Here is a 25,007-nt window from a genome sequence, read left to right as displayed (position 1 = left end):
AATTGGAGAGAAACAATGAAAGGTGATATCGGTGTAATCGGCCTTGCTGTAATGGGGCAAAACCTTATCCTAAACATGAACGACCACGGCTTTAAAGTTGTGGCTCACAACCGTACTGCTGCTAAAGTAGACGAGTTCCTGGAAGGTCCAGCGAAAGGCACAAACATCATCGGTGCATACTCTCTAGAAGAACTAGTAGAGAAGCTAGAAACACCACGTAAAGTGATGCTTATGGTTCGTGCAGGTGACGTTGTTGACACGTTCATTGACAACCTAATTCCGCTTCTAGACGAAGGCGACATCATCATCGACGGTGGTAACACTAACTACCCAGATACAAACCGTCGCGTAGCACATTGCCGTGAGAAAGGCATTCACTTCATCGGTACTGGTGTATCTGGTGGTGAAGAAGGTGCACGTTTTGGTCCTTCAATCATGCCTGGCGGCGCGGCTGAAGCTTGGGAAGCGGTTAAGCCAATCTTCCAAGGTATCTCTGCAAAAACTGACGCTGGCGAGCCATGTTGTGACTGGGTTGGTAACGATGGTGCTGGTCACTTCGTTAAAATGGTACACAACGGCATCGAATACGGTGACATGCAGCTTATCACTGAAGCTTACCAGTTCATGAAAGACGGTCTTGGTATGTCTGCAGACGAGATGCAAGCAGTATTCGCTGATTGGAACAAGACTGAGCTAGACAGCTACCTTGTTGAAATCACTGCTGACATCCTTGGCTACAAAGATGAAGACGGTGAGCCTCTAGTTGAGAAGATCCTAGACACTGCGGGTCAAAAAGGTACTGGTAAATGGACTGGTATCAACGCACTAGACCTAGGCATTCCACTAACGCTTATCTCTGAGTCTGTATTCTCTCGTTGTCTATCTGCACTGAAAGACCAACGTGTGGAAGCTGAGTCTCTATTCGGTAAGACAATCACTACAGTTGAAGGCGACAAGCAAGAGTGGGTTGATGCACTACGTCAAGCGCTACTAGCTTCTAAGATCATCTCTTACGCTCAAGGCTTTATGCTAATGCGCGAAGCGTCTAACGAGAATGGTTGGGATCTAAACTACGGTAACGTAGCTCTAATGTGGCGTGGTGGTTGTATCATCCGTTCTGCGTTCTTGGGCAACATCCGTGATGCGTACGAAGCGAACCCAGACATTGCTTTCCTAGGTTCTGATGAGTACTTCAAAAACATCCTACAAGGCAGCCTAGCAGCATGGCGTAAAGTAGCAGCGAAATCTCTAGAGTCTGGTATCCCAATGCCATGTACGATTTCAGCGCTATCTTTCCTAGACGGTTACACAACAGCTCGTCTACCAGCGAACCTACTTCAAGCTCAACGTGACTACTTCGGTGCTCACACTTACGAGCGTATCGACCGTCCACGTGGTGAATTCTTCCACACAAACTGGACTGGTACTGGCGGCGACACAGCGTCTACAACATACGACGTTTAATCCGCAGTCAGTAAACTGATCAAAGCAAAAGGATGCCCAAGTGGCATCCTTTTTTATTACCTGCAATTCATGAGAGAGATAGTACTAAAACTAACAGTTTCACAATGATTTGAAGTCAAACGCAGTTCTCACAAATGGAGAAGAACCTTTCAGCACTCTCCTTAAAATACTTCTCAACATCAGGTTTGGGAATAAGTGTATGGCAAGCGATAGATTTCAGTGTTTGAGCAAGAGAAACAAAAGTCAAAGAGATCAATGTCTAAAGTCTTTAGACATGCATGAAGTAGATATTTATGTACTAGACCAAAAGGGACTCGTCGATCTTTGGTTATTTGAAAAGAAAATGAAAGGGTTAAATGAACAGCAAATAACCGACTTAATAACGGGAATGGAGTTAGTAGAGGTTATCAGTGCAAAGGGAAGTTTAATACATGACTTATCTGCGTTTTATCTCTTAGCCGAGGACCTTAAGAAAGGTGGTTCAATACTAGGGAAGTATGAAATCACAAAGAAGGGAGCACAAAGTTATATTAGTTTTTCTGGCAACCATAAATTACGTAGTATTATCAAACAGTCAAGGTATTTATCCTCGAATGCACAGATGCTGGCTTTGGGGATAGGAAAACTTGGCTTAAAGGCTGCTGCAAAAGGTGGTGTGATCTTAACGGTTATTTATTCTGTGCCTTTCAGAACACTAGAACTTGCTCTCAAAAAAGACTACTTACTGTCTAACTGGGTTGTAAATGTTTCAACTGATATTGTAATAGCTGCTATTTCTGGAGTACTGGGCTATGTCGCTGGTGTAATGATTTCTGCTGTGACAACTACGGTATTAGTGCCAATAGGATTCGGTATCGCTGTCGCAGCAATCTTCGGATTATTTTTAGAGTATTTGGAGGGCGAATACCTAGTTAAAAAGAGACTGATCGCTCAGTTAAACAGTTTTGTTGAGGCTCAAGTAAAACATGAAAGCGAGATGAAGATTCAAAGATATAAATCAGCTCGAGCTATGAATCAGTTTCTAAGGTTTAATAATGGATGATACGCCAAGCATAAAAAAAGTTAGCCTGGTCGCTCTTGTTATCAGCTTGATTACATGTGGCATTGCTTTTACGTTGCTCAGTGATCATTTCGAATCTCTAAGCTTACAGGTTCAATTAGCTAAGCAATATCAAATAATCTACATTAATACGCGCTATGTAATCGTTATTGGCGCTAGTATCACTATTCTTGTAAGTTGTGTTTATGCCATATACAAAGCAAAGATAGGCAAAGCCGTGTCGACGGCATTAAGTCGTTCGCTTGAAGTTATGTTGTTGTCAGCAATAGCTCTAGCGTGGCCCGCTTCTCTTATAGAGCAAGAAAGATTAATTTCACTCGCGACAGGTCAAGGCTACTATGAATGCCCGTTATTTTCTTTAGCATCGAGTAAGCCGAGCATTGAGGTAATGGTCAGAGAGCCTGAGTTATGTCGAGATGAGACGATGTTGACTATGACCGAAGACGGCAACTTATATCAACTTGATGAAATAAATGCTTATCTGAAGTCTAGGAGCATTGTTCATTAGTACTCAAAGAGCGTCTAAGCGCTCTTTTCTTTTACATTGCCTTTTGGGTGATGGCCGAATTTGTCATTCAAGTAGAGAAGTCCACTGACGAAAAGTGCCACAACGGAAACCGTAAAGAGGGCATACATACTTAATACCCAAGCGAATGTGGCTGTCAGAAAGGCAATGAAGGAAAACATTCTGCTGAATGACATTACATGACCTAATTTTTTACTTTTCATAACGCCTCCCAGAGCTTAGTGGGTAGAGCCAGAGTGTTTTCACTCCGCATTTGTATTGTCTCTTTTTTGCTCAGAAGATACCCAAAAAGTAGGCTAAATATTTCTCAAAAAAGATTAAATATTGACCTGGTAGACAGTTTTCAATCGCCAATTGTTGTGAGTTTCATTGCATAATGCTTAGGACAGCATTTTTGATTCTGTTGAGCGTCAAAAATGATTTTTATCTTTGACTAAAGTAAATGCATCCCAACTGAAAACGCAGGAAACTCTTATGTTAAAGACTCAACTTAAACGTGTCGCATTGATTACCAGCCTATTGGTTTCATCATCAGTGATGGCAAGCACAGGCGCTTACAACACTGACATTCCATCAAGCATCATGACACCTGATAAGGTTGAAACCAGCATTGGTACTCTGAATTTCAAGGATGGCGTGCCAAGCCAACAAACCATGGATACGCTGTACAACAATCTCGATACCATGCGTGCGACAGAAGTGTTTATGAACGCGATTCCTATGGCCTCTATGGAAGCGTTGAGAGTCGGGCATGAGAAGATGGGGCTAACCAATTCAAATCAGGTGATGCTGTTTGATGATCTGATGGATTCAAACCCGCTATTTTTAACGGGTAACACGGATACGGTTTACGCATCGGCATTTCTTGATTTAGAACGTGATGGTCCAACGGTTGTGGAAATCCCGCCGGGCATGGGGCCAACTACAGTCAACGATGCCTTCTTCCGTTTTGTGACCGATATGGGCGTTGTAGGTCCAGATAAAGGTCAGGGCGGTAAATACCTCATCTTGCCACCAAACTATGAGGGGCCAGTACCTGAGGGTTATCATGTTTCGCAATCGACAAGTTATACCAACTGGTTTATTGCGCGTGGCTTCCTGAAAGATGGTAAGACGGATGCAGCGGTTAACTCATACCACACAGGTTTGAAGATTTACCCACTGGCGAAGAAAGGCGAACAACCGAAGATGGAATTCATCTCAGGTAGTGGTAAGTCCTTCAATACTATCCATGCGAACGACAACCATTTCTATGATGAAATCAAAACGGTGATCGACAAAGAGCCGATTGAATTCATCGACCCAGAAATGCGTGGTTTGATTGCGACTATCGGTATTCAGAAGGGCAAACCATTTGCACCGGATGCTCGCATGCAAAAGATCCTTGAAGATGGTGCTGCGATTGGTAATGCAACGGCACGTGCACTGATGTTCAACCCACGCACCGAGAATGCATATATTTGGAACGATCGTAACTGGAAAACCGCATTCATTGGCAACGACTACCAGTGGCTAATTGAAGAAGGGAACGGTGGACGAAACCTAGATGCACGTACCTATTTCTTCTACATGGCAACGGTTAACACGCCTGCAATGGCATTGAAGATGGTTGGTAAAGGGTCTAAGTACGCGATTGTCGATAAGTCTGCGCAAGGCGAGTACTTTGATGGTGGCAAGAATTACAAACTGACGATTCCTGCCAATGTGCCAGCGAAGAACTTCTGGTCTGTGGTGGCTTACGATACGCAAACACGTTCGGAGCTACAAACGAGCCAACCGTTCCCAAGCAAGAACGACAAACGTGATGAGATGCTTGAGAACTCAGATGGCTCGATTGATTTGTACTTTGGCCCGCAAGCACCAAAAGGCAAAGAAGCAAACTGGATTCAAACCGTACCTAACAAAGGCTGGTTCACCATCTTGCGTGTATATGGCCCATTAGAACCTTGGTACGACGGTACTTGGAAGCCAAGTGATATCACTGAGGTTAAATAAGATAAGAGCTTAAGTCCTAGAAGCTGAAGAAGTAAGCCGACCTGTTTATTGGTCGGCTTTTTTGTATTCGTTGACGATGTGGCAATTGAATCTAGTGGTTTATCTAAGTGCTTGTTTAATAAATGCTTCTACTTGCGCAATGATTGGGTGTTGGTAGAAGGCACGATGGTACTGAATACCTACGTCAAACATCATGGGTTTACCTTCCAACTTCAAAGGTAATCGACGAATGCCTGCGGGTAGCTCTTGGTCATCGATATACATACCGACAAATACATACGGGCTGAATTTGACGCAATCTAGCGCAGCACTCATGGAGGAGACAGTCAGCTTTTGTTCTAGATTCACGCCAGTCAACTTACGCATTCGCTCGTAATAAGCGCTCACATCGAGCGATCCCATTGAGACGCGCACAGTATCTAGGTTCTCCATATCACTCAGCTCTATTTCTTGCTGTTGACTGAGTGGGTGTTGATCATTGACGTAAGCGAAAATCGGCACTGAGCTGACTTTGCGTTCTACCATCCTTTCATTGAGTTCATTCGGAAAACCACCAATACCAATCGCGACAGCACCACGTTTGGGGTTTTCTATGCTTTCAATCGACCAATCAATAAAGGCGATCTTAGGCTTTTGCTCTTCTGTTGTGAGGGCGGTGACCAAAGGAATCGTCAACATGGCAGAAAGAGGATTGATAATGCTGAATAGGTATTCGTTCGCATGCTGATTCGCATTGTAGCTTTGTGCCAGTTGCGGTATCTGCTCAAGCTGTTCTAACGGCTCGCTTATGGCTTCACATAGCTGCTGGCAAAGGAGAGTGGGGGTGTAGAAGCCTTTCTCTGCATTGAACAGTTCGTTGTCAAATCGCTGGCGACATTCGGCGAGCTGTCGAGTAAAAGTCGCTTTGCTGATGTCGAGGGTGTGACACACTTTCGCCTGCGTTTTTTGCTGGCTGAGTAGATAAAGAAAGCGATACAAATTTAAATCAATGGTATTTTTCACGAAGTAAGCGCCTCAAAACATTGAGCTTTAAGTATCAACGCCTCTCATCCTCTGTTCCAATAAAATCTGCATCATTTTTTTCTTTTGTGACATAGAGTTAGCTCGTAAGGGTATGGTGTATCAATACTGATATCGAAACTAAGATTACGTAAAAGATGAAAAACAGTGTTAGGTAAGCCCTTGATCTCCTCCTATAATTAGCATGCATATGGAGGATGTTTAGTAGACAAACATCCTCTATTTTTTGAAACCTACAACAAGGAACCGGCATAAGTCGTTTTTGCTGGTGTTGTTTACATTTACCAAGAAGGTGATTTAACACTATTAATTGAGGTTCTTACGATGACTCTTAACAAGTACTTTGTTTTCATTCCGGCAGATATGGATCAGGAAACGCACAAGGAACAGAAAGTGAATTCTGAAACGGAAACTCAACGTCAGGCATTAGTAAAACAGGCGCAGCAAGAAGGCGGACTGTAAGGCTAGGTTTCAAAACAAGAAGAGCACCCAAAGAGGTGCTCTTTTTTTATCTCTCACACTTCATTATTTCAGCATACCAAGACTCTTGAGTTTGCGATAAATGGTATTGCGGCTCAGACCCAACATGCGCGAGGTTTTACTGATGTTGCCTTGGTTTGCTTGGTAGGTTTTCACCAACTTATCTTCCACAGTCGTACGCATGTCTCTGGTTTTTGACGTATCCACTTGTTCGATAGCGTTTGTTTGGCTTAGCTTTTTGGCAAGGTGGTTCGGTACGTGGCTAAGCTCGAGTTGCACTTCTCCTTGCGCCATCAAGGCTGACACTTTGATTAAGCTGTCGAGCTCACGCAGATTCCCCGGCCAACCATAGCCCAACATTAATGACAGCAGGTGAGGGCAAATGCTTTGTTCAGACTCGGCGTGACGACGATGAATGTTTTCAATCAGTGCTTGTTTGTCACTACGCTCTTGGAAACGAGGCAGCTCAACGATTAATCCGTTCAAACGGTAATAAAGATCCTGACGAAATTCCCCTTGCTCAACCAATCGCTCTAAGTCTTTGTGTGTGGCGGCGATGATTTGTGTATCCACTTGGATGGTTTGGTTAGAGCCGACAGGCAACACGGTTTTGTCTTGTAGCACATGCAGCAGTCGGCTTTGCGCTTCTAATGGTAAGTCTGCGATTTCATCTAAGAACAAGATGCCTTTGTGCGCTTGACGGATCTTACCTTGGTAGCCTTTGTTGTTTGCTCCGGTGAAGGCACCTGCGACATAACCAAACAGTTCGGATTCGACCAAGTCTTTCGGCAGCGCACCGCAGTTCACGGACACCAAGGGCCCGTTTTTTCTCTGGCTGTTTTTGTGCAGAGCTTTAACAAACTCATTTTTACCTACGCCTGTTTCGCCAAGGATCAACAAGCTTATGTCTTTGTCGATTACGCGATTAGCTTGCTGCCAGCAGTGCTCGACGGTGGTGTCGCCATAATGCAGGTCATTAGAGGCAGAAATGGCACGAGATGATGTTTTACGCTCCGATAGTGGCTGAGTTTTGAAGACTAAAGATTGGTTACTGGCAGAATCGTCGAGTATGGAGGCGAGTTGCTGTCCAACAACGTTGGTTTGATCCAGCAGCTGTGAGGCAACTTGGTTATGAGCCAGAATCTGACCCTCTTCATTGGCGATGATGATGCCTTGCCAACCGCTATTCAGTAAACCTTGCTCACAAGCTAAATCAACTCGAATGTGCCCTTGAGGGATTTGGTTGAGCAGTTGGTTCTCCACTTGCTGAACCATGTTTTGCACTAAGACCTGTGTTGAAAAGTCATGCTTCTTTTGTTCACTGGTGATGTCGAGAACCCCAATCAAGTGACCCAAATGATCAAAGATAGGGCTTGCCGAACAACTGATGAAACGATGATGTTGTATGAAGTGCTGGTCACCAATCACAGAGACGGGTTTTGCTTCCACTAATGCCGTACCAATGGCATTCGTTCCTTTGAGCTTTTCTTGCCAGCATGCACCAGAACTGAGAGCAATCTCGGTCAACTTTTCACGGAATTTGGGTTGTCCCCAACTTCCAATGATCACGCCTTCCGCATCGGTCAATATTAGGCGACTGTCGCTGTGAGCGAATAGCTGGTTAAACAAGGGAAGAGCGAATTGTTTGACCGCATCGATCAAGAAATTGAGTTGGTGGCGTCTGTCTTCAAGAAACGCGGAAGTTACGCGAATATCGTCTGGTCGACGTCGCTGTTTTAAACCGGCTTGCTCACTTCTATCCCATGAGGTGGAAAGCCAATTGCTGTTGGTAATGTGTTGAAGTTCCATGACTGTACCATTTTGTCACAGTGAGGGTGTGCCATTTTGGAACACTTGAACACTGGTGTTCACACCATACATCCGCTCAAACGTCACTCACTTGGTTTGTTATCGCTTGGTAATCATAGTTTTCCATTTAATTAACAACAAGACGCGCGTTGTTGGCATGTGACTTGAGTAATGAAGTGAACAACACAACAGAGTTGAACACTCGGTTGTTTAAAACAAAAACTGAACGAGAACAAAAGGAAGAGTTATGATTTATGCACAGCCAGGTAGTGAAAATGCCATCGTTAATTTCAAATCGCATTACGACAACTACATCGGTGGCGAATGGGTAAAACCAACGGGTGGTGAATACTTCGACAATACGTCGCCAATCAATGGTCAAGCGTATTGTAAGGTGGCTCGTTCTGGAGAAGCAGACATCAACCTTGCACTGGATGCTGCACATGGCGTAAGAGCGCAATGGGCGAAAACCAGTGTGACCGAACGTTCGAACATTCTACTCAAGATTGCAGATCGCATTGAGCAACATCTTGAAGAACTGGCTGTGGCAGAAACATGGGAAAACGGCAAACCCGTGCGTGAAACATTAGCAGCAGACTTGCCTTTGGTCGTCGACCATTTCCGTTACTTCGCAGGTTGTATCCGTGCTCAAGAAGGCAGTGCGGCTGAGTTAGATGAGCATACCGCAAGTTATCACTTCCCTGAGCCGATTGGAGTCGTGGGGCAGATCATCCCTTGGAACTTCCCAATGTTGATGGCGGCTTGGAAGTTGGCTCCAGCGTTGGCTGCGGGCTGTTGTGTTGTGCTAAAACCTGCCGAACAAACGCCGACTTCGATTCTCGTTCTCATGGAGAAAATCGGTGATCTTCTGCCCGCTGGCGTAGTGAACGTAGTCAATGGCTTTGGCTCAGAAGCAGGGCAAGCACTGGCGACCAGTAACCGAATCGCTAAGTTGGCATTTACGGGGTCAACAGAAGTCGGTAACCATATTCTGAAATGTGCCGCAGAGAACCTTATTCCATCAACGGTTGAGCTTGGTGGTAAATCTCCAAATATCTACTTCCCAGATGTGTTTGATCACGAAGACGAATACCTAGATAAGTGTATTGAAGGCACCTTACTTGCGTTCTTTAACCAAGGGGAAGTGTGTACCTGTCCTTCACGTGTGTTAGTGCATGAGTCTGTGTACGACAAGTTTATCGCTAAAGTTGCAGAGCGCGCGCAAACAATCAAGCAAGGTAACCCACTCGATACCGATACTCAGGTTGGCGCTCAAGCCTCGCAAGAGCAGTTCGATAAGATCCTAAGTTACCTAGAAATCGGTCGTCAAGAAGGTGCGAAAGTCGTGTTTGGTGGCGATGTAGCGAAACAAGAAAACGACTTGGAGCAGGGCTACTACATTCAACCGACTTTGTTACAAGGTCACAACAAAATGCGCGTATTCCAAGAAGAGATCTTTGGCCCGGTCATCGCAGTGACCACCTTTAAAGATGAAGCGGAAGCACTAGCGATTGCCAATGACACAGAATATGGCTTGGGTGCGGGTGTGTGGACGCGCGACCAAAACCTCGCTTATCGCATGGGGCGAAATATCGAAGCAGGGCGTATTTGGATTAACTGTTACCACGCATACCCAGCACATGCTGCGTTTGGTGGTTACAAGAAATCGGGTATCGGTCGTGAAACCCATAAGATGATGCTCGATCACTACCAGAATACGAAAAACCTGCTCATTAGCTACGACGTCAATCCGCTAGGCTTCTTCTAGAGTAAAGATAGAAAACACTTTAATTAGAAAGCCCTGAATTATTCAGGGCTTTGCTCATCTCTGAAAACCCAGTCATAACGACTCACTTTTTTTCCACACCGTCACTGATAATTTATATATCAAGCATCAATGAATAAATGTGTTAACTGTTTGCTTTATTTTTGGTTAATGCCTTATTAAACATCAATGGCTTGTATGTTCAACTCAGTGGTTCCTTTCGGACAGAACAATTACACAAGTCATTTGGTTCATCGGAAATGAGATAACTAAATGAAAAAAAGATTTGTACTAATACCCTTGTTTCTCCTATCAGGTGCAGCTCATGCGGCGAGCGATTATGTCGTTGGTCAATTGATTCCTGAAAAAAGCGTCGTGGTAAAAAGTGAAGTCGTCGGCGTGGTGGATTCTTATCGCTACGATAACGGTGATGTTGTGACTCAAGGGCAGGAGCTTTTATCTTTATCCTCAGAAGATTTTGCATTGAGTTTGGACTTAGCCCGTAACGAGTTAGAGGTGAGTCGTGCTGAGTTGGATATTCAAGAGAAACAACTAAAACGTTATCAATCCTTGCTGACCAGCAATGGCGTCTCGGCAAGTGACGTGGACAACCAAATTCGTGTGACTAACATTGGTCGAGCTCAATTCAATGTAAGCAATACTCACTACAAAATTGCCGCACGAACATTGGATAAAGCCTCTCCAGATGCGCCTTTTGATGGAGTGATCATCAATCGCTCTGTTGAGTTAGGCCAGTTCATTTCGGTGGGCGATGCGCTCTTTACCATTGCAGATATGGAACGATTGAAAGTGCGTTTTCACCTGTTAGAAATTGATTTCAACAAGTTCAGTAAAGGCGAGAAGGTTAAGGTCGAAGTGCCTTCCGTTGAGCAAACACTAGATGGCACCATCACCTTGCTTTCTCCTGCTTTCCAAAACAGTGAACCGGGCTTCCTTGTCGAAGTGACGGTCGATAACGCCAACGGCGAGCTTAATCCGGGCATGGAATCGTACGTGTATTTCAATGATCAGGAGGCACTGTGAATTTCTTCTTAGATTTGCTCTCTCATCGAAAGTTTGCGTCTAAAATCCTGACCATTTTGATCATCAGCATTGGTGCCCTCACTGCCTACAATCTTCCCCTTGCTGAGAAGCCTCGATTTGACTTAGGAAAAGGCGATATCGTCACGGTTTATCCTAGTGCCAGTGCGAAAGACATTGAAAGCAACATCACCAGTAAAATTGAGAAAGAACTGCTGTCTATTTCAGGTTTGAAAGAGTTTACCTCTACGTCGGAAACGGGCGTCTCAAACATCAGCGTGGTGTTGGACAGCAATGTTTCTGATCCGAATGCGGTTTACCAAGACATTAGAGATGCTCTGGCAAGGGTTACGGATTTACCTGCTGGTGTGACCGAAGCACCAGCGTTGTCGATCAAAAAGTCGTACAGCTTGGATTTCATGGTGGTCGGTATCTCTGGTGATGTTGGTTATAAAGCACTGCGAGATAAAGCCAAAGACCTAGAGTTGGCTTTGCGGCGTGTTGAGGGGATTGGTGAAGTTTATACCGTCGATTTGCGTGCACCTGAGTTCTTAATTCAACTCGAACCAATTTCTTTAAGACGCTACGGCTTAACATTGGATCAAGTGGCGGCATTGATTGCAGAGCGTAATACGCTGATCAGCGGTGGTCGTCTGGAAACCTTAAAGAACAACCCTGAACTGATGACCTCTGCCGAGCTGGATAGCATTGAAGAACTGCGTGAAATGTTCATCTCATTCAGCCCGAATATTCAGCTCAAAGACGTCGCAGGTCTTATTGAGGATGGGTTTGAAAAAGGTGAGGTTTATGGCTCAATCAACGGTAGCAAGAGCATTCTTTTTGACTTAAGAACTAATGAAAGCGCGGACGTTATTAGCACCTCTAACGCGGTGAAAGCTCTGATTGCAAATCAGCAAAATCTACTCGGTGACAAATACACTATCGCCATCGGTTCTGATTTGTCTGAGGACATCCAAGAGAAAGCGCGCATCGTGCAAGACAACGGCTTGGTTGGACTTGGTTTGGTGCTGATTACGTTGGCACTTTTCCTAGATAGACGCATTGCATTTTGGGTCGCAGTTTCTATTCCAGTATGTATCTTTGGCACGTTGGCTTTGCTGCCTCCTTTCGGCCAGATTCTTGATGTGTTCACCATGTCCGCCTTAATTCTGATTGTCGGAATAATTGTCGATGATGCCGTGGTGGTGAGCGATAAAATTGTGGCATTGGTTGAAGAGGGTTATCCGGTTGATAAGGCCGTCACACAAGGGGTGAAGAGTGTATTCCCAGCGGTGTTGGCAAGCATTTTATCGACCATGATTGCCTTTATACCTTTGCTTTTCTTGCCGGGAAACAGCGGCAAATTGGTGTATGTGATTCCGCTTACGGTCATTATTGCGTTGTGTTTTTCGTTTATCGACGCGCTGTTCTTTATTCCTGCGCACTTAAAAGGCATTTTGAATAAGAAGAGTCAGGTAAAGAAAAAGCCATTTTTAGATTTAAGCGCACTGAATCGTTTAATTGAATTTGTCATTCGAAACAGCAAGGTCGCGTTGCCTTGTATTACAGTGGTGATTCTGACTTTAGGGGCAATCTCATATAAGAGCTTGAGCTTCTTGTTCTTCCCAACAGACGGCGCGTATTTGATAGAAATCAGTGCTGAATCGAATCCAGAGTTGGATTTGGATGACGTCTGGAAAGAAACACAACAACTCGAAGCGCTGATCAAAAGCACTGAAGAGGTGAATTATTGGTATGGCGAAGTGAGTTCACCAAATAGCTATTGGGTGATTTCATTAACGCCGCCAAATAGCCGAACAAGAACCGCAGAGCAAATCGTCGAAGAGTGGGAAGAGAAAGCAACGCAAATTACTGGCTTGGCTCAAATTGAGTTCGATATTGATGGCGGCGGTCCTCCGGTAGGGCGTCCGGTGGATTTGCGCGTCGTTGGCGGTACGGATGAAGGGCGAGAAAAGCTTGCTAATGATTTGACGGCGTACATTGAATCATTAGAAGGGACGAGCCGAGTACGACGTGATTTAAATGCTCCAGCACCACAAATTCAAGCTGAGCTGCAGCATCATTGGCTCAAGTACTACGGCATCAGTGCCAACAAGGTCGGCGATATCATTAAGTTTGCGATTGACGGTCAACGCGTGACGCGGATCTTTAATGGCGAAGAAGAAGTTTACTTCCGAGTCGCGCTAGAAGAAGACGACAAATCCTTAAAAGAACTGGATAACATTCTGGTTCGTGCCAGCAATAACAAGCTGGTCCCATTAAGTGAGTTGGTTCGCTGGAAAAATGCCGATGCAGAAGCGCAAATCAAACACTTTAATGGTGAGCGAGTGATTCGTGTATCGTCAGGTGTCGATTCGACCGTGACCGATCCAGTCGCCGTTTTTGCTGCGGTTCAAGAAGCCTTTGCCAATAAAGAATACGGCGGTGCTTCTATCATTGCGACCGGGCAGATCTTAGAAACACAAGAAGCGCAACAAGGCTTTGTCATCGCGATTAGCGTGGCGTTTATTGGTATTGCGTTGCTTCTGATTCTTCTGTTTGACCGAATGCGCGAAACCTTGATTGTGTTGACAGTGATTCCATTTGGCATCGCAGGCGCGCTATTCATTCTGTTCTTACATAATCAGGTGCTGAGCTTTTTCTCTATCATCGGGATGATTGCCTTGATTGGTATTATGGTGAACAACAGCTTGGTGCTGATTTGGCATTTCAAAGAACACGAAGCGGAATGTGACGACACTAACTTGTTGGAGTTTGTCATTCGTGGAACGCAAAGCCGCGTAAGGCCAATCACCTTAACCACAATCACAACTGTTGCAGGGCTTATACCGCTTGCGTATGGCTTAGGTGGTTACGATAACTACATGTCACCGATGGCGCTGGTGGTCGGTTGGGGCTGTGTGATCTCAATGATTGTCACACTTACCGTGATTCCATCCATTTATCTATGGACACACAGGAAAGGGAATCAAAGTGTATCCGCAGTCAATGACAACGGCGAGGAGAGAACCTTAGCGACCGACTAAGTACGCTTGAAACACCGGACAGCCCGTAGGCAAACTCTGCGGGCTTGTTACTTTGGACTAAAACTAAAGTCGTACGCGGTTCATAATTGCTTACCGATCAATGCCTTTTGCGACGTGGTGATAATTCTCAGGATGTGATCTCGAACGTTATCAACTTGTTAACGGTTGCTATACTTATCTGGCCATAAACAAAGGAAAAAATAAGGACGTTCAATGTTAAAGCTCAAGCAAATTGCTGTCGCGGCTTCTCTGGCTGCACTAAGTGCAAGTTTTTCAGTTTCTGCTAAAGATACGTTCGTAACCATTGGTACGGGCGGTGTAACTGGCGTGTACTACCCAACAGGTGGTGCTATTTGTCGTTTGGTGAACAAATCACGTGCTGACCATGGCATCCGTTGTTCAGTAGAAAGTACCGGTGGTTCTATCTACAACATCAATACCATTCGTGCAGGTGAGTTAGATTTAGGTATCGCTCAGTCAGACTGGCAGTACCATGCTTATAACGGTACGAGCAAGTTTGAAGATAAAGGACCTTTCAAAGAGCTTCGTGCTGTGTTCTCTGTACACCCAGAACCGTTCACCGTTGTGGCTCGTAAAGACGCGAACATTCAATCGTTTGATGATTTGAAAGGTAAACGCGTTAACATCGGTAACCCTGGCTCTGGTCAGCGCGGCACGATGGAAGTGCTGATGAAAGAGTACGGTTGGACGAATGACGATTTCAAACTGGTGTCTGAGTTAAAAGCATCAGAGCAGTCTAAAGCACTGTGTGACAACAAGATTGACGCGATGATCTACACAGTAGGTCACCCAAGTGGTGCGATTAAAGAGGCGACTACCTCGTGTGACAGTAACATCGTAACGGTAGCTGGCCCACAAGTTGAGAAGTTGGTTTCTGATAACAGCTTCTACCGTATCGCAAACGTACCGGGTGGTATGTACCGCGGTTCAGAAAGCGATGTACAAACCTTTGGTGTAGGTGCGACGTTTGTTTCTTCAACGGCAGTGCCAGACGAAGTGGTTTACAACGTAGTGAAAGCGGTATTCGAAAACTTTGATGATTTCCGCCGTCTACACCCAGCATTCGCCAACTTGAAGAAAGAAGAAATGGTGAAAGATGGTCTATCTGCGCCGCTTCATCCAGGTGCTGAGAAGTACTACAAAGAAGTGGGTTTGATTAAGTAATCTCACTCAGAACCAATAAAAACGCCATCGTAATTTGCGATGGCGTTTTTGTTTGGGTGCTATCTGAACTTGTTGTTATTGAAGTATAAAGTAGAGGCTAATATTCAATACCTTTAGAGGTGGGTTCTCGAACGCTATTTAGAATGCGTAAATGATCGTCATTCCGTTAAGCGTGTCGTCTCTTTTTCCTGCTCCTAATCCATCTTCTTCTGTTGCTCTTACTTCCCCTGAAATGATGAATTGTGGTGTCGCGTGGTAGCTGATGCCGAATGAGTAGACATTGCGATTGCCGTTTACCTGTAGCGTTGAGTTATCGAAATCTACGTTAGATAGGTAAATGTAAGGACGAATACCCATTGCGAAGTAGTAGTGTACGTATACGTCATAGGCATTTGCATCAGCGTAAAGGTTGGGTTTACCTGTTGGCGCTGTACCATCAAATCCGTAACCAAACAAATCGGTTTCGTGTGCATTTTCCCCGATCGTATAGGCTGCCGATATTTGGAAGCCTTGGTTTACGTACTTTGCGGCAAGAGTCGTTAGTTCTTGCGAATCACCATCATTTAAACCACCAGAGCTACCTTCCACTTTGTTGCGCATATAGGTAGTACCAAGGCTCAGGCCGGAATCAAAATCGTAACTTAGCGCGAGTGCTAGGTTGTTATCCCTAGTCAGCCCACCCATTTGATTGCTCACGTTATTGAAGCCGTATTGAGCTGATAGGTTCAATGCATCAAAGCTATTACGATAAACGACAAGGTTATCACGCGTGCCGTCGCTAAAAAACCACCGTCTTTTCCATCGCTGAATAGTGGTGTTGCGTCCGGATCAAAAACAATGAGGTTGTCCATGTATCCCGCTACGTCGTAATAAGCAGAATATTGCTTACCAATTCGTAAGCTACCCAACTCAGTGTGGTTGACGGATATGTAACCCAAACGACTACGGAATTTATCTCCATTTTTATTTCCAAATTCATTCGATGGTGGATTCAGAATCGTGTCCCATTCGAACTTAACGTCCGTAGACCACTTGTCATTGAGGGTACGTGCTACACCAATGTTCAATGTACTGCGACTTGTGTTAAAGAAGTGGTCAAGAAAATGAACAGGTTGGAAGTAGTCCATGAGAAATGCACCACCAATATCGACTTTGTTTACTTCGTCTTCATAAACAGTTACCGAATAAGCATTGTTAGAAAGTAGAACCGTAGAAGCGACAATAAGTAACTTAGTTTTCATCTTAAACTCCATTTCAAAATCTCTGTTTATTGGTTAATAAGGGTGGGTAGGAGATCCATCATCGACATGAAGTGGAAGGTGGCAGTAAGCAAACCAAACAGAAGCACCATGACGATCATTGTGTTGCCAAACGGGGTTTTAAATCCTTCTTGTCCACCTTCGAGTTGACGAGTTTTATAAACAAGTAAGGCCGGGATAAAACAAGTCCATATGGTTGCGGCAGCGCCTGCGTATCCAATTGCTATGGCGAATCCAAATGGGAATAGTAGGGATAAGATGAGTGGGGGAAGGAAGGTTACGAGACACGTTTTGGTTCGGTCTTGCCGCGTATCTGAAAACTTGAAAAAGTCAGCAAGGTAATCAAATAGCCCTAGTCCCACACCGATAAAAGAAGAAAGAATCGCAGCCATTGAAAAGGCGTTAATCGCGTTGGACACCTTATCTGAGTCAATGACGGAATCTAACGCGGCAAGTAGTGTTTCGACGTTTCCGCCTTGCTCGATTACGGGAATAAACTCAGAACGAGGTAAGTTGCCATTAATACTCACTAGCCAAAGCACGTAGAGTGTAAACGCGATGCTTGTACCGCCGAGAATCGCCAACTTGGCGTGGTACTCACATTTGTAATAAGCACGCATAGTCGCTACCGAGTGATGGTAACCGAAGGAGGTTAACGCTACGGGTAGCATCGCTAAAGCAAAAGGCGCGTAATTTGTTTCTTTACTGATATGGTCAAACAATATGTTGGTATCAATATTTATCGCTAAACCTGATACACCAAATATAAAACTCAATATCATGAAGATAATCAGAATGACTGAAATTCTGTCTACCGCTCGTGTTGAATGCCAAACAAATAAAGAAAATATAGCGACAAATAAAACAGAGGAAACTTTACTGTTAATACCAAGGATACCTTCAATGATCAGACCTGATGATGTGATATAAGCATAAAGTAATATGCCTCCAACAAAATAAACTGCGATATTATTAAAAATATTTACTCTATTGCCAAGAACGTCTTGCGTGACAGTATTAAAAGATACTTTTAAATCATATCGCTTAAAAGATTCTAAAAGCATCCATCCTGATATTGTCATCATGATCATGGTTACAAAAATGGCAATAATACTCCAGGTTGTCCAAGCGCCGGCTCCAGCACTTGGTAATCCGAGCATTCCTGCACCTACGCAAACACTTGCAATTATACAAGCGCCGCCAAATAAGGACGGTTTCTTTTCCATGTTTATATTCCTGTAAATGAAATGAATAAACTCAAACCAAATAACGTGTAAGAAAGGAATCTCGCGCATCTAATTATCGATGCGCGAGTGTCTTTTAGACCTCTTTTAAGCGAGCAGTAAAGTGACGTAGTACTTTTGGTTCATAAGTGAAATTCAAGCCTTTTACGTTTTGAGCGTTCTCTTTCACTTTTTGGAAAGCTTCTATGACAAAGTCCATATGGGTTTGCGTGTAAGTAGCGCGAGGAATGGTAAGACGTAACAGTTCTGCGGGACACGGATGTTGTATGCCGGTAGCGGGATCTCTGCCAAGCAACAAAGAACCGATTTCAACCGCACGGATGCCCGCTACTTTATACAGTTCGCAGGCGAGCGCATGAGCGGGGAACTGCTCTGAAGGAATGTGTGGGAGTAATTTTCCGGCGTCAACAAATGCTGCATGGCCGCCCGCTTGTTGGCAGACTACGCCAATGGCTTCTAAGCCATCCACCAAGTATTGGACTTGTCCAATGCGGTATTCCAACCACTCGGTGCGCATGCCATCATACAATCCCACAGCAAGGCGTTCCATGGCACCGCCTTCTAAGCCGCCGTAAGTAGGAAATCCTTCTTGCACGACACACAAAGTTCGGCTCTCGGTATACACATCCATCATTGAGTCATCTTTGAAACACAACAGACCTCCCATTTGTACCATTGCATCTTTTTTCGCAGACATCGCAAGGGCATCAGCGTATTTGTAAGTCTCTTTGGTGATCTCTGCGATGGTCCAGTCTTTATATTCAGGCTCACGCTGTTGTACAAAGTACGCGTTCTCGGCGTAACGTGCAGAATCCATGATGACAGGGATGTCGTAGCGTTGAGCTATCTCATAAACGGCTTTTAGGTTGGCGATAGAAACAGGCTGACCACCGGCTGAGTTACATGTAATAGTGCTGACAATGTAAGGGACGTTTTCTGCTCCCGCCTCTAATATTGCGTGTTCTAATTTCTCTAGATCAAAGTTACCTTTGAAGTCAGCAGTGACGGACGTATCGAACGCCTCTTCGGTATAAACGTTTTTGGCAACGCAGCAATTCACTTGCGTATGGCCTTGCGTTGTATCGAAGAAGTAATTGGATAGCGCCACCATTTTTGAGCGATCTAAGCCTTTTTCCTGCTCACGCTTTTTGATGAGTATTGGGATGTAAATCTGCTCTGCACCGCGGCCCTGGTGGGTCGGGATGGTCAGTTCATAGCCGAAAATGTCTTTAACCGCGTTGGCTAGGGCATAGTAACTACGACTTCCGCTATACGCCTCATCACCCATCAACATTGCAGCTTGCATTTGTTGGGTAATAGCACCAGTACCACTGTCGGTGAGTAGGTCGATAAACACATCTTCACTATCGAGCAGGAATGGGTTCATGCCTGCTTTTTGAATGGCTTGTTCTCGGTATTCACGTGTGGTGGTTTTTACTGGTTCTACGACGCGAATGCGGAATGGTTCTGGCAAATGTTTAAAGTTTTCCATAATTAAGTCTCTTATTTTATATAGACGTGCGAAGCTAGCCTTTAATATTTTTATATTTAATAAAGGAAGTGCTAAGAAAATAAATGTAATAAGGATCGACTAACCTTCTTACCGATGGTTAGTAAGATGAGACTAGAGAATAGAAAAAAGAGGTAGGACAGATAGTTTAAAGTCGTTGGTGTACCAAGCTATTGAGCTTGACCATAACTTTTCTTGGATCTGAATATACTTCATATTTAATCCTGTGAGTTATAGTGGTTAGACACATTATTATGCTTACATAACTAATATAAATTAAAAATGTAAACGTGCAACAATTGTGAGGTTGTTAATGTATATACTGGGAAAATGTTATATACGTTCACATAATAAATCCGTGATTATGCAAGGAGTTTCTATCCAGATTTTTTAACTTATAATGCTTTAGTTGGTGTTTTTTAGTATGAACAACTTTAATTTAATGAGTAGTTAAGGTTTACATAATTAACTTGTTTCTAATATTTTCTAAAGAAATAGCAATTGATTGCGTATTAAAATGTTAGCAATAACCATGTTCTTTTTACATATATACATCGATAAAAAAGTAGATAGTGATGGCGATAGAAGAAAGGGCAACAAAGCCTTTTACGTGGCTGGGATTCAACTGGCGAGACACACGTGCTGCCAAGTAGCCGCCCACTAATGTGCCAACCATCACAACGCTACCTTTGGTCCAATCGATTGAACCGTTAGCAACAAAAATCACGATAGCAATCAGAGAAACACAGGTCGAAACGAGCAGCTTGAGCCCGTTCATTAAGTTGATGTCTTGGTGTCCTGCAACCACTAAATAACTCAACACGATCACGCCTAGTCCCGCGTTAAAGAAACCACCGTAGGCCGAAACTCCAACCAAAAGTAGACTCAAAGCTATTACGCCTAAAATGCCGGCGTGTTTGGTCTCTTTGGCTATAGACTTAATCAACGCTGTCATGCGTGAGCCAGTTAAAAAGAGTACGGTTGCGAATAACAGTAGCCATGGAATCGCTTCAAGAAAAACAGATTCTGGCGTGTTCAGCAAAAGGTAAGCGCCGACAGCGCCACCAATCAAACTGAAAGAGATAGTGAAAGCCAGTTCTTGCTTGTTCTTCATGATTTCTTCGCGAAAACCGATTGCACCACTGATGTAGCCTGCGCAAGAAGCATAGGTATTCGTCGCGTTCGCCATAATGGGAGGCACGCCAACCGCCATCAAGGCAGGAAAGGTTATGAAGCTGCCACCACCGGCGACGGAGTTCATGATCCCACCCACGACGCCTGCAGCAAACAAGAGAGCAAATTCTAGCAGCATAAAAGGTCCTTTTTGTTTTTATGATTTTTTTTCTGAACGGTTAACACTACGCAACTCACCCAAAGAAATAAAGTAGCGATTAGTCCAAGAAAAAAGCCACCGCAGAGGGTGGCTTGGTTTCAAAGGTCTATCTTGAGGGAGAGATAGAATGCTTATTGCTCAACTTTTACTGGTTGTGCTTTAAGCTTTTGAAAAAGTTTTACAAACAGTGGACTACCAAGTACCAATACCGCAAGTACGGTGAATGTCAGCGTGATTGGGCGTTCCCACAAGAAGCTCAGTTCACCATCGGAAATCATCAATGCTCGGCGTAGGTTCTCTTCCATTAATCCACCAAGGATAAAGCCAAGCAACAGCGGTGCGAGAGGGAAGTTTGCCAGCCTCAGCGCGATGGCAGCCATTGCCACAAGTAACATCACAAACACGTCCATGGTGTTGAAAGAAACCAGATACACACCAGTGATGGAGAAGAACAGAATCATCGGCAACAACACGGTTCTTGGTACGGCCAACAGCTTTGAGATGTATGGGATCAGCGGTAGGTTAAGAATCACCAACACAATATTGCCGAAGTACATAGAGATGATCACTGACCAGAACACATCTGGATGCTCAACGAACAGACGAGGACCTGGTTGAATACCGTAAGCGATTAACGCTCCAAGCATGATTGCGGTTGTACCGGAGCCCGGAATACCAAGGGTCAAAAGAGGAACGAAAGAACCACTTGATGCTGCGTTGTTCGCTGACTCCGGAGCCACCAATCCTCGGATGCTGCCTTTACCAAACTGTTCTTTTTTATCCTTTGGAGCAAGGTTACGTTCCATGCCGTAACTTAAGAAGGCGGCGATGGTTGCACCTGCGCCCGGAAGAACACCTGTAAAAAAGCCAAGGATTGAAGAGCGAATAGAAACCGGTGCCACTTCTTTGATTTCTTCCTTGGTGACTTTCATCGAGCCAATGTTGCTCAGCTTATCTTGTTCCTCATCACGTGTGTCCTCGGAAGGCTTCAAAATACCCATCAAAGTTTCACCTAGCGCAAAGGTCGCCATTGCTAACAATAGGAAGCTGAAACCATCCATCAAATCTGTTAGACCAAAGGTGAAGCGCTCAACACCGACGCCTTTATCAATACCGACGGTAGATAGCATCAAACCCAGGATAGTCATCATCCATGCTTTTATTACTTGTCCTTTGCCAGCGAACGCAGCCACTGCGGATAAGCCAAGAAGCATTAGCGCAAAGTAGTCAGAAGATTGGAAGCTTAACGAGACGTTAGCCAATGCTGGTGCCGCCACAAGTAGCATGATTGCTGAAAGCGTGCCACCAGTGAAAGAAGAGTAAGCCGCCAGAGCTAGTGCTTTACCTGCTTGTCCTTTCTGTGCCATTGGGTAGCCATCAAACGCGGTGACTACGGTTGAAGAACAACCCGGTGCGTTGATAAGAATAGAAGATGTTGAGCCGCCAAATACAGCACCATAGTAAACACCTGCCATCAGAATCAGACCCGAAGACGGATCCAAGCCATAGGTGATAGGGATCATCAGAGCGATGGCAGAAATAGGACCAAGCCCCGGTAGCATGCCGATAAATGTACCGACAAAACAGCCAACAATCACCATCATGATGTTCATTGGCATCACGGCGGTGGATAAACCTTGTAGAATTCCATCTAACATAATTCAGTCCTTTCTTTTTACTACCAGATGGTGAAAATCAGACCAGGCTCAAGGTAGATATCCAAACCCTGAGTGAGCAACAAGTAAAACGCGATAACGAACGGAAATGAGGCTCCGAACAACACCGATTTACGTCGTTCGCCAAGAAGGTAAAAGCCCGCAATCAGGAAGAATCCTGTCGCTAATACAAAGCCGATGTAAGTCAACCCCAGACCATAAAGTGCCATCAAAACTAAAAAAGCGATCAGCAGTTTCCAGTTGAATGACATCACAGCGCCGCTTTGTTTATCGGGCTGACCAGTGACCAGTAGCATTAACGCTAAACCAATCCCGACGTAGGTCAGAATGGTCGGTAAGGTGCGAGCCGTGAAGGGTTCGTATTCATCCCCGGGAAAGAGAGGGATCTGCGTGGTTTGGTAGCCATAGCATAGGCAAAACAATAAAAAGATCATCGCACCGACACGATCGCGGCACAGCAAATTTTCTTTGGTAAAAATATTGGTTGAATGAGACATATCCAACTCCTAGAACAACAGGAAAAGACCGTATATGGGCGTTAATGAAGAAGGACTAAGTCATTAACAATTAAGCGCATCGCTGCTAGTCGAGTTACTTAGTGTTTACCAATCAATAAACAAAGGAGTTTTTACTTGTCGATTATCGACAATGCCCATATACGGTGAAATTAGAGTGCAAATACAACTGGGGCCAGGGATAGCCAACCCCATAAACTCGGATGGGAGTTATTGCTTCTTAAGGAAACCTAATTCGCGCATTAGATCGCCCATTTGCTGCTCTTGCTCTTCTAGGAACGCGAAGAACTCTTTATCCGCTTTGTAGTTGTCAATCCAACCATTGCGGTCACGAACAACTTGCCATTCGTCCGTTTTGTACATCTTGGTCAGAGCTGCGTTCCATTCGTCGAGCTTGGCTTGGCTTGTGCCAGGAGCGGCAAAGAAGCCACGCCAGTTCGCGAACACAGTCTCATTGCCATATTCTTTGAGGGTAGGGATGTTTGGAGCGGCGTCTAGACGTTTTGGTGCCGTGATCGCCAGTACTTTTACCTGACCAGATTTCGACATCTCTAGCACTTCGCCAAGACCGGTTGAAAGCAATTGTGTTTCGCCAGACAGAAGTGCCGCCATTGCTTTGCCGCCAGCATCGTACGCGATGTAGCGAACTTTACGTGCGTCAAAGCCTTCACCTTTAAATGCGGCTGCGACGACAAGGTGATCCATCGAACCTCGAGCAGAACCGCCTGCGATTTTTACTTTACGTGGGTTAGATTCGAAATCTTTGACCACATCTTCCCATGTGTTGTACTTCGAATCCGCGGAAGTCACGATAGCGCCGTAGTCAGCAATCGTTGCGGCTACTGGCGTTAGATCTCGGAAAGATTGCGGGAAGATCCCCGTCAGTGAGCGAACAACGATTGGGGTGGAGTTGACCATTAGCGTGTCAGGTTGGCGCTCAGCGGTTTCGATGAGGTGCGCAATGGCTTTACCACCACCGCCACCAGAGAGGTTTTGGAAAGAGACATTCTCAACGATGTCGGATTTAACCAGAACATCACCTGTGCCACGAGCTGTCATATCCCAACCGCCACCAGCACCACCAGGGATTAGGAAATGGAGTTTTTCAACATCAGCAGCAAAAGCGTGGAAAGAAAATGAGGCTGCAATGATGGATGCGGCGAGCGTTGGTTTGAGTACCTTTAACATGTTTCACGTTCCTTATGTTGGTGACTCTCTTGTTTTGAAGAGTCTTATTATTTGTTCTCCTAACGAGGTAGGGAGACTCGCTAGTGATTAGCTAAAGGTTAATAAGGTGTTAACGTGATGTCTCTAATGCGTAGATAAAGAGAATATTGAGCATAAGCGACATTTTGTTCATAAAGTTCACGCAAACATGCGGCCAGAGAATGTGGTGAAAGACTAGGTTGGTCACATCAATTAAGAGTCTAAAACCGCCATAATGATGGAGATTGAATAGGGAGGAACAGCGATGAAAGGAACATGTTTATGTGGCGCTATTGAAGTGGCCGCACCTAAACACAATGAAGTGAGCTTGTGTCATTGCGATATGTGTCGAAAGTGGTCAAGTGGACCTCTGCATGCGGTGCATTGCGGCCCCGATGTGACATTTAGTGGTGCTGAGCCCAAACGCTATCAATCATCCCAATGGGCAGTACGAGGTTTTTGTGCTGAATGCGGTACGAACATCTATTACCATTTATTGGCAACGGATGAATACATTCTTTCCGCCGGGTTATTTAATGAGCCAGATTTCAAATTGAGCTTAGAGATCTTCACGGATGAGAAGCCTGCGTACTATGATTTGCAGCCACACAGCAAGAAAATGACAGCTCAAGAAGTGTTTGACCAATATGCGCCAGAAGAGTAGATAATCATGAAGTTTCTTTGGTTAAAGGTATTACTGACGGTAGCGGTATTTGCTGGTTTGTTTTTGATTGTCTATCAGCAAGTACAAAGTGGCGTAAGTTGAACATAAAAAGCCGAGTACAATGAACTGACCCCCAATAGTTGGACACTAATTATTGGGGGTCTTTTTATGTCCAAATATAGCCGCGAGCTAAAATGTGTCATTGCTA

The 25,007-nt window shown here is 44.7% G+C and carries 21 protein-coding genes; 10 read left to right on the top strand and 11 right to left on the bottom strand.

Annotated features, from left to right (window positions below; genetic code table 11):
* The first annotated feature begins 15 nt into the window (after positions 1-15).
* The 3 genes from gnd to VJL_RS23405 all read left to right on the top strand — a co-directional run bounded on the left by gnd (position 16) and on the right by VJL_RS23405 (position 3,032).
* On the top strand, positions 16-1,464 hold the full coding sequence (gene gnd / locus VJL_RS23415; RefSeq protein ID WP_038881716.1) for a decarboxylating NADP(+)-dependent phosphogluconate dehydrogenase: 1,449 nt from the start codon (positions 16-18) through the stop codon (positions 1,462-1,464).
* Between the two features lie 199 nt (positions 1,465-1,663).
* The gene (locus VJL_RS23410) at positions 1,664-2,506 is read left to right on the top strand and encodes a hypothetical protein (RefSeq protein WP_038881715.1); all 843 of its coding nucleotides are present in this window, start codon (positions 1,664-1,666) and stop codon (positions 2,504-2,506) included.
* Positions 2,499-3,032, top strand: coding sequence for a hypothetical protein (locus VJL_RS23405; protein WP_020197503.1), 534 nt, complete (start codon positions 2,499-2,501; stop codon positions 3,030-3,032). The genes VJL_RS23410 and VJL_RS23405 overlap by 8 nt, the downstream gene beginning before the upstream one ends.
* A 14-nt stretch (positions 3,033-3,046) precedes the next feature.
* Here the strand turns inward: VJL_RS23405 and VJL_RS23400 are convergent, their stop codons facing one another.
* Positions 3,047-3,253 (bottom strand): hypothetical protein, encoded by a 207-nt coding sequence (locus tag VJL_RS23400; RefSeq protein ID WP_038881714.1) that lies wholly within the window; start codon positions 3,251-3,253, stop codon positions 3,047-3,049.
* A gap of 271 nt (positions 3,254-3,524) precedes the next feature.
* Here VJL_RS23400 and VJL_RS23395 point away from each other — a divergent pair, with 271 nt between their 5' ends.
* Positions 3,525-5,045: a DUF1254 domain-containing protein gene (locus tag VJL_RS23395; RefSeq protein ID WP_038881712.1), complete on the top strand. Its 1,521-nt coding sequence runs from the start codon at positions 3,525-3,527 to the stop codon at positions 5,043-5,045.
* Positions 5,046-5,144: 99 nt separating this feature from the next.
* Here the strand turns inward: VJL_RS23395 and VJL_RS23390 are convergent, their stop codons facing one another.
* Positions 5,145-6,047 carry a LysR family transcriptional regulator gene (locus VJL_RS23390; RefSeq protein ID WP_038881711.1) on the bottom strand — a complete coding sequence of 301 codons (903 nt, stop codon included), beginning with the start codon at positions 6,045-6,047 and terminating at the stop codon, positions 5,145-5,147.
* Positions 6,048-6,389: 342 nt separating this feature from the next.
* Between VJL_RS23390 and VJL_RS29715 the strand changes: the two genes are divergently transcribed.
* Positions 6,390-6,527 (top strand): hypothetical protein, encoded by a 138-nt coding sequence (locus VJL_RS29715; RefSeq protein ID WP_009704374.1) that lies wholly within the window; start codon positions 6,390-6,392, stop codon positions 6,525-6,527.
* Positions 6,528-6,590: 63 nt separating this feature from the next.
* On the opposite strand, the gene VJL_RS23385 is transcribed toward VJL_RS29715, so the two are convergent.
* Positions 6,591-8,354 (bottom strand): sigma-54-dependent Fis family transcriptional regulator, encoded by a 1,764-nt coding sequence (locus tag VJL_RS23385; protein WP_038881710.1) that lies wholly within the window; start codon positions 8,352-8,354, stop codon positions 6,591-6,593.
* Positions 8,355-8,601: 247 nt separating this feature from the next.
* On the opposite strand from VJL_RS23385, the gene exaC reads away from it, so the two are divergent.
* The 4 genes from exaC (at position 8,602) to VJL_RS23365 (ending at position 15,392) form a co-directional block, all read left to right on the top strand.
* On the top strand, positions 8,602-10,122 hold the full coding sequence (exaC, locus tag VJL_RS23380; RefSeq protein ID WP_038881709.1) for an acetaldehyde dehydrogenase ExaC: 1,521 nt from the start codon (positions 8,602-8,604) through the stop codon (positions 10,120-10,122).
* Between the two features lie 270 nt (positions 10,123-10,392).
* Complete coding sequence (locus VJL_RS23375; RefSeq protein ID WP_038881708.1) at positions 10,393-11,163, top strand: efflux RND transporter periplasmic adaptor subunit; 771 nt, start codon at positions 10,393-10,395, stop codon at positions 11,161-11,163.
* A complete protein-coding gene (locus VJL_RS23370) occupies positions 11,160-14,207 on the top strand; it encodes an efflux RND transporter permease subunit (RefSeq protein WP_038881707.1) in 3,048 nt (1,015 codons plus the stop codon). Before VJL_RS23375 ends, VJL_RS23370 begins: the two co-directional genes overlap by 4 nt.
* Positions 14,208-14,420: 213 nt before the next feature.
* On the top strand, positions 14,421-15,392 hold the full coding sequence (locus VJL_RS23365; protein WP_038881706.1) for a TAXI family TRAP transporter solute-binding subunit: 972 nt from the start codon (positions 14,421-14,423) through the stop codon (positions 15,390-15,392).
* Positions 15,393-15,530: 138 nt separating this feature from the next.
* On the opposite strand, the gene VJL_RS23360 is transcribed toward VJL_RS23365, so the two are convergent.
* From VJL_RS23360 to VJL_RS23325, 8 genes are all read right to left on the bottom strand, one after another.
* Complete coding sequence (locus tag VJL_RS23360; protein WP_369385791.1) at positions 15,531-16,088, bottom strand: hypothetical protein; 558 nt, start codon at positions 16,086-16,088, stop codon at positions 15,531-15,533.
* 29 nt (positions 16,089-16,117) lie between these two features.
* The gene (locus VJL_RS23355; protein WP_038881704.1) at positions 16,118-16,633 is read right to left on the bottom strand and encodes a porin; all 516 of its coding nucleotides are present in this window, start codon (positions 16,631-16,633) and stop codon (positions 16,118-16,120) included.
* A 26-nt stretch (positions 16,634-16,659) separates the two neighbouring features.
* Positions 16,660-17,877 (bottom strand): aromatic amino acid transporter, encoded by a 1,218-nt coding sequence (locus VJL_RS23350; protein WP_038881739.1) that lies wholly within the window; start codon positions 17,875-17,877, stop codon positions 16,660-16,662.
* A gap of 94 nt (positions 17,878-17,971) precedes the next feature.
* A complete protein-coding gene (gene tnaA, locus VJL_RS23345) occupies positions 17,972-19,387 on the bottom strand; it encodes a tryptophanase (protein ID WP_038867543.1) in 1,416 nt (471 codons plus the stop codon).
* A gap of 559 nt (positions 19,388-19,946) precedes the next feature.
* Complete coding sequence (locus VJL_RS23340) at positions 19,947-20,717, bottom strand: sulfite exporter TauE/SafE family protein (protein WP_038881703.1); 771 nt, start codon at positions 20,715-20,717, stop codon at positions 19,947-19,949.
* Positions 20,718-20,869: 152 nt separating this feature from the next.
* Entirely contained in the window at positions 20,870-22,396 is a 1,527-nt protein-coding gene (locus VJL_RS23335; RefSeq protein WP_005451899.1) for a tripartite tricarboxylate transporter permease, read from the bottom strand.
* Between the two features lie 20 nt (positions 22,397-22,416).
* Positions 22,417-22,911 carry a tripartite tricarboxylate transporter TctB family protein gene (locus VJL_RS23330; protein ID WP_005530996.1) on the bottom strand — a complete coding sequence of 165 codons (495 nt, stop codon included), beginning with the start codon at positions 22,909-22,911 and terminating at the stop codon, positions 22,417-22,419.
* A gap of 228 nt (positions 22,912-23,139) precedes the next feature.
* On the bottom strand, positions 23,140-24,117 hold the full coding sequence (locus tag VJL_RS23325) for a tripartite tricarboxylate transporter substrate binding protein (protein WP_009704382.1): 978 nt from the start codon (positions 24,115-24,117) through the stop codon (positions 23,140-23,142).
* 283 nt (positions 24,118-24,400) lie between these two features.
* Here VJL_RS23325 and VJL_RS23320 point away from each other — a divergent pair, with 283 nt between their 5' ends.
* Positions 24,401-24,799 (top strand): GFA family protein, encoded by a 399-nt coding sequence (locus tag VJL_RS23320; RefSeq protein ID WP_038881701.1) that lies wholly within the window; start codon positions 24,401-24,403, stop codon positions 24,797-24,799.
* The last annotated feature ends 208 nt before the right edge of the window (positions 24,800-25,007 follow it).

The organism is Vibrio jasicida CAIM 1864 = LMG 25398, assembly GCF_000400365.1.
Lineage (GTDB): Bacteria > Pseudomonadota > Gammaproteobacteria > Enterobacterales > Vibrionaceae > Vibrio > Vibrio jasicida.
The sequence above is the reverse complement of the archived record's forward strand: the minus strand, read 5'-3'. Positions and strand labels throughout refer to the sequence as shown.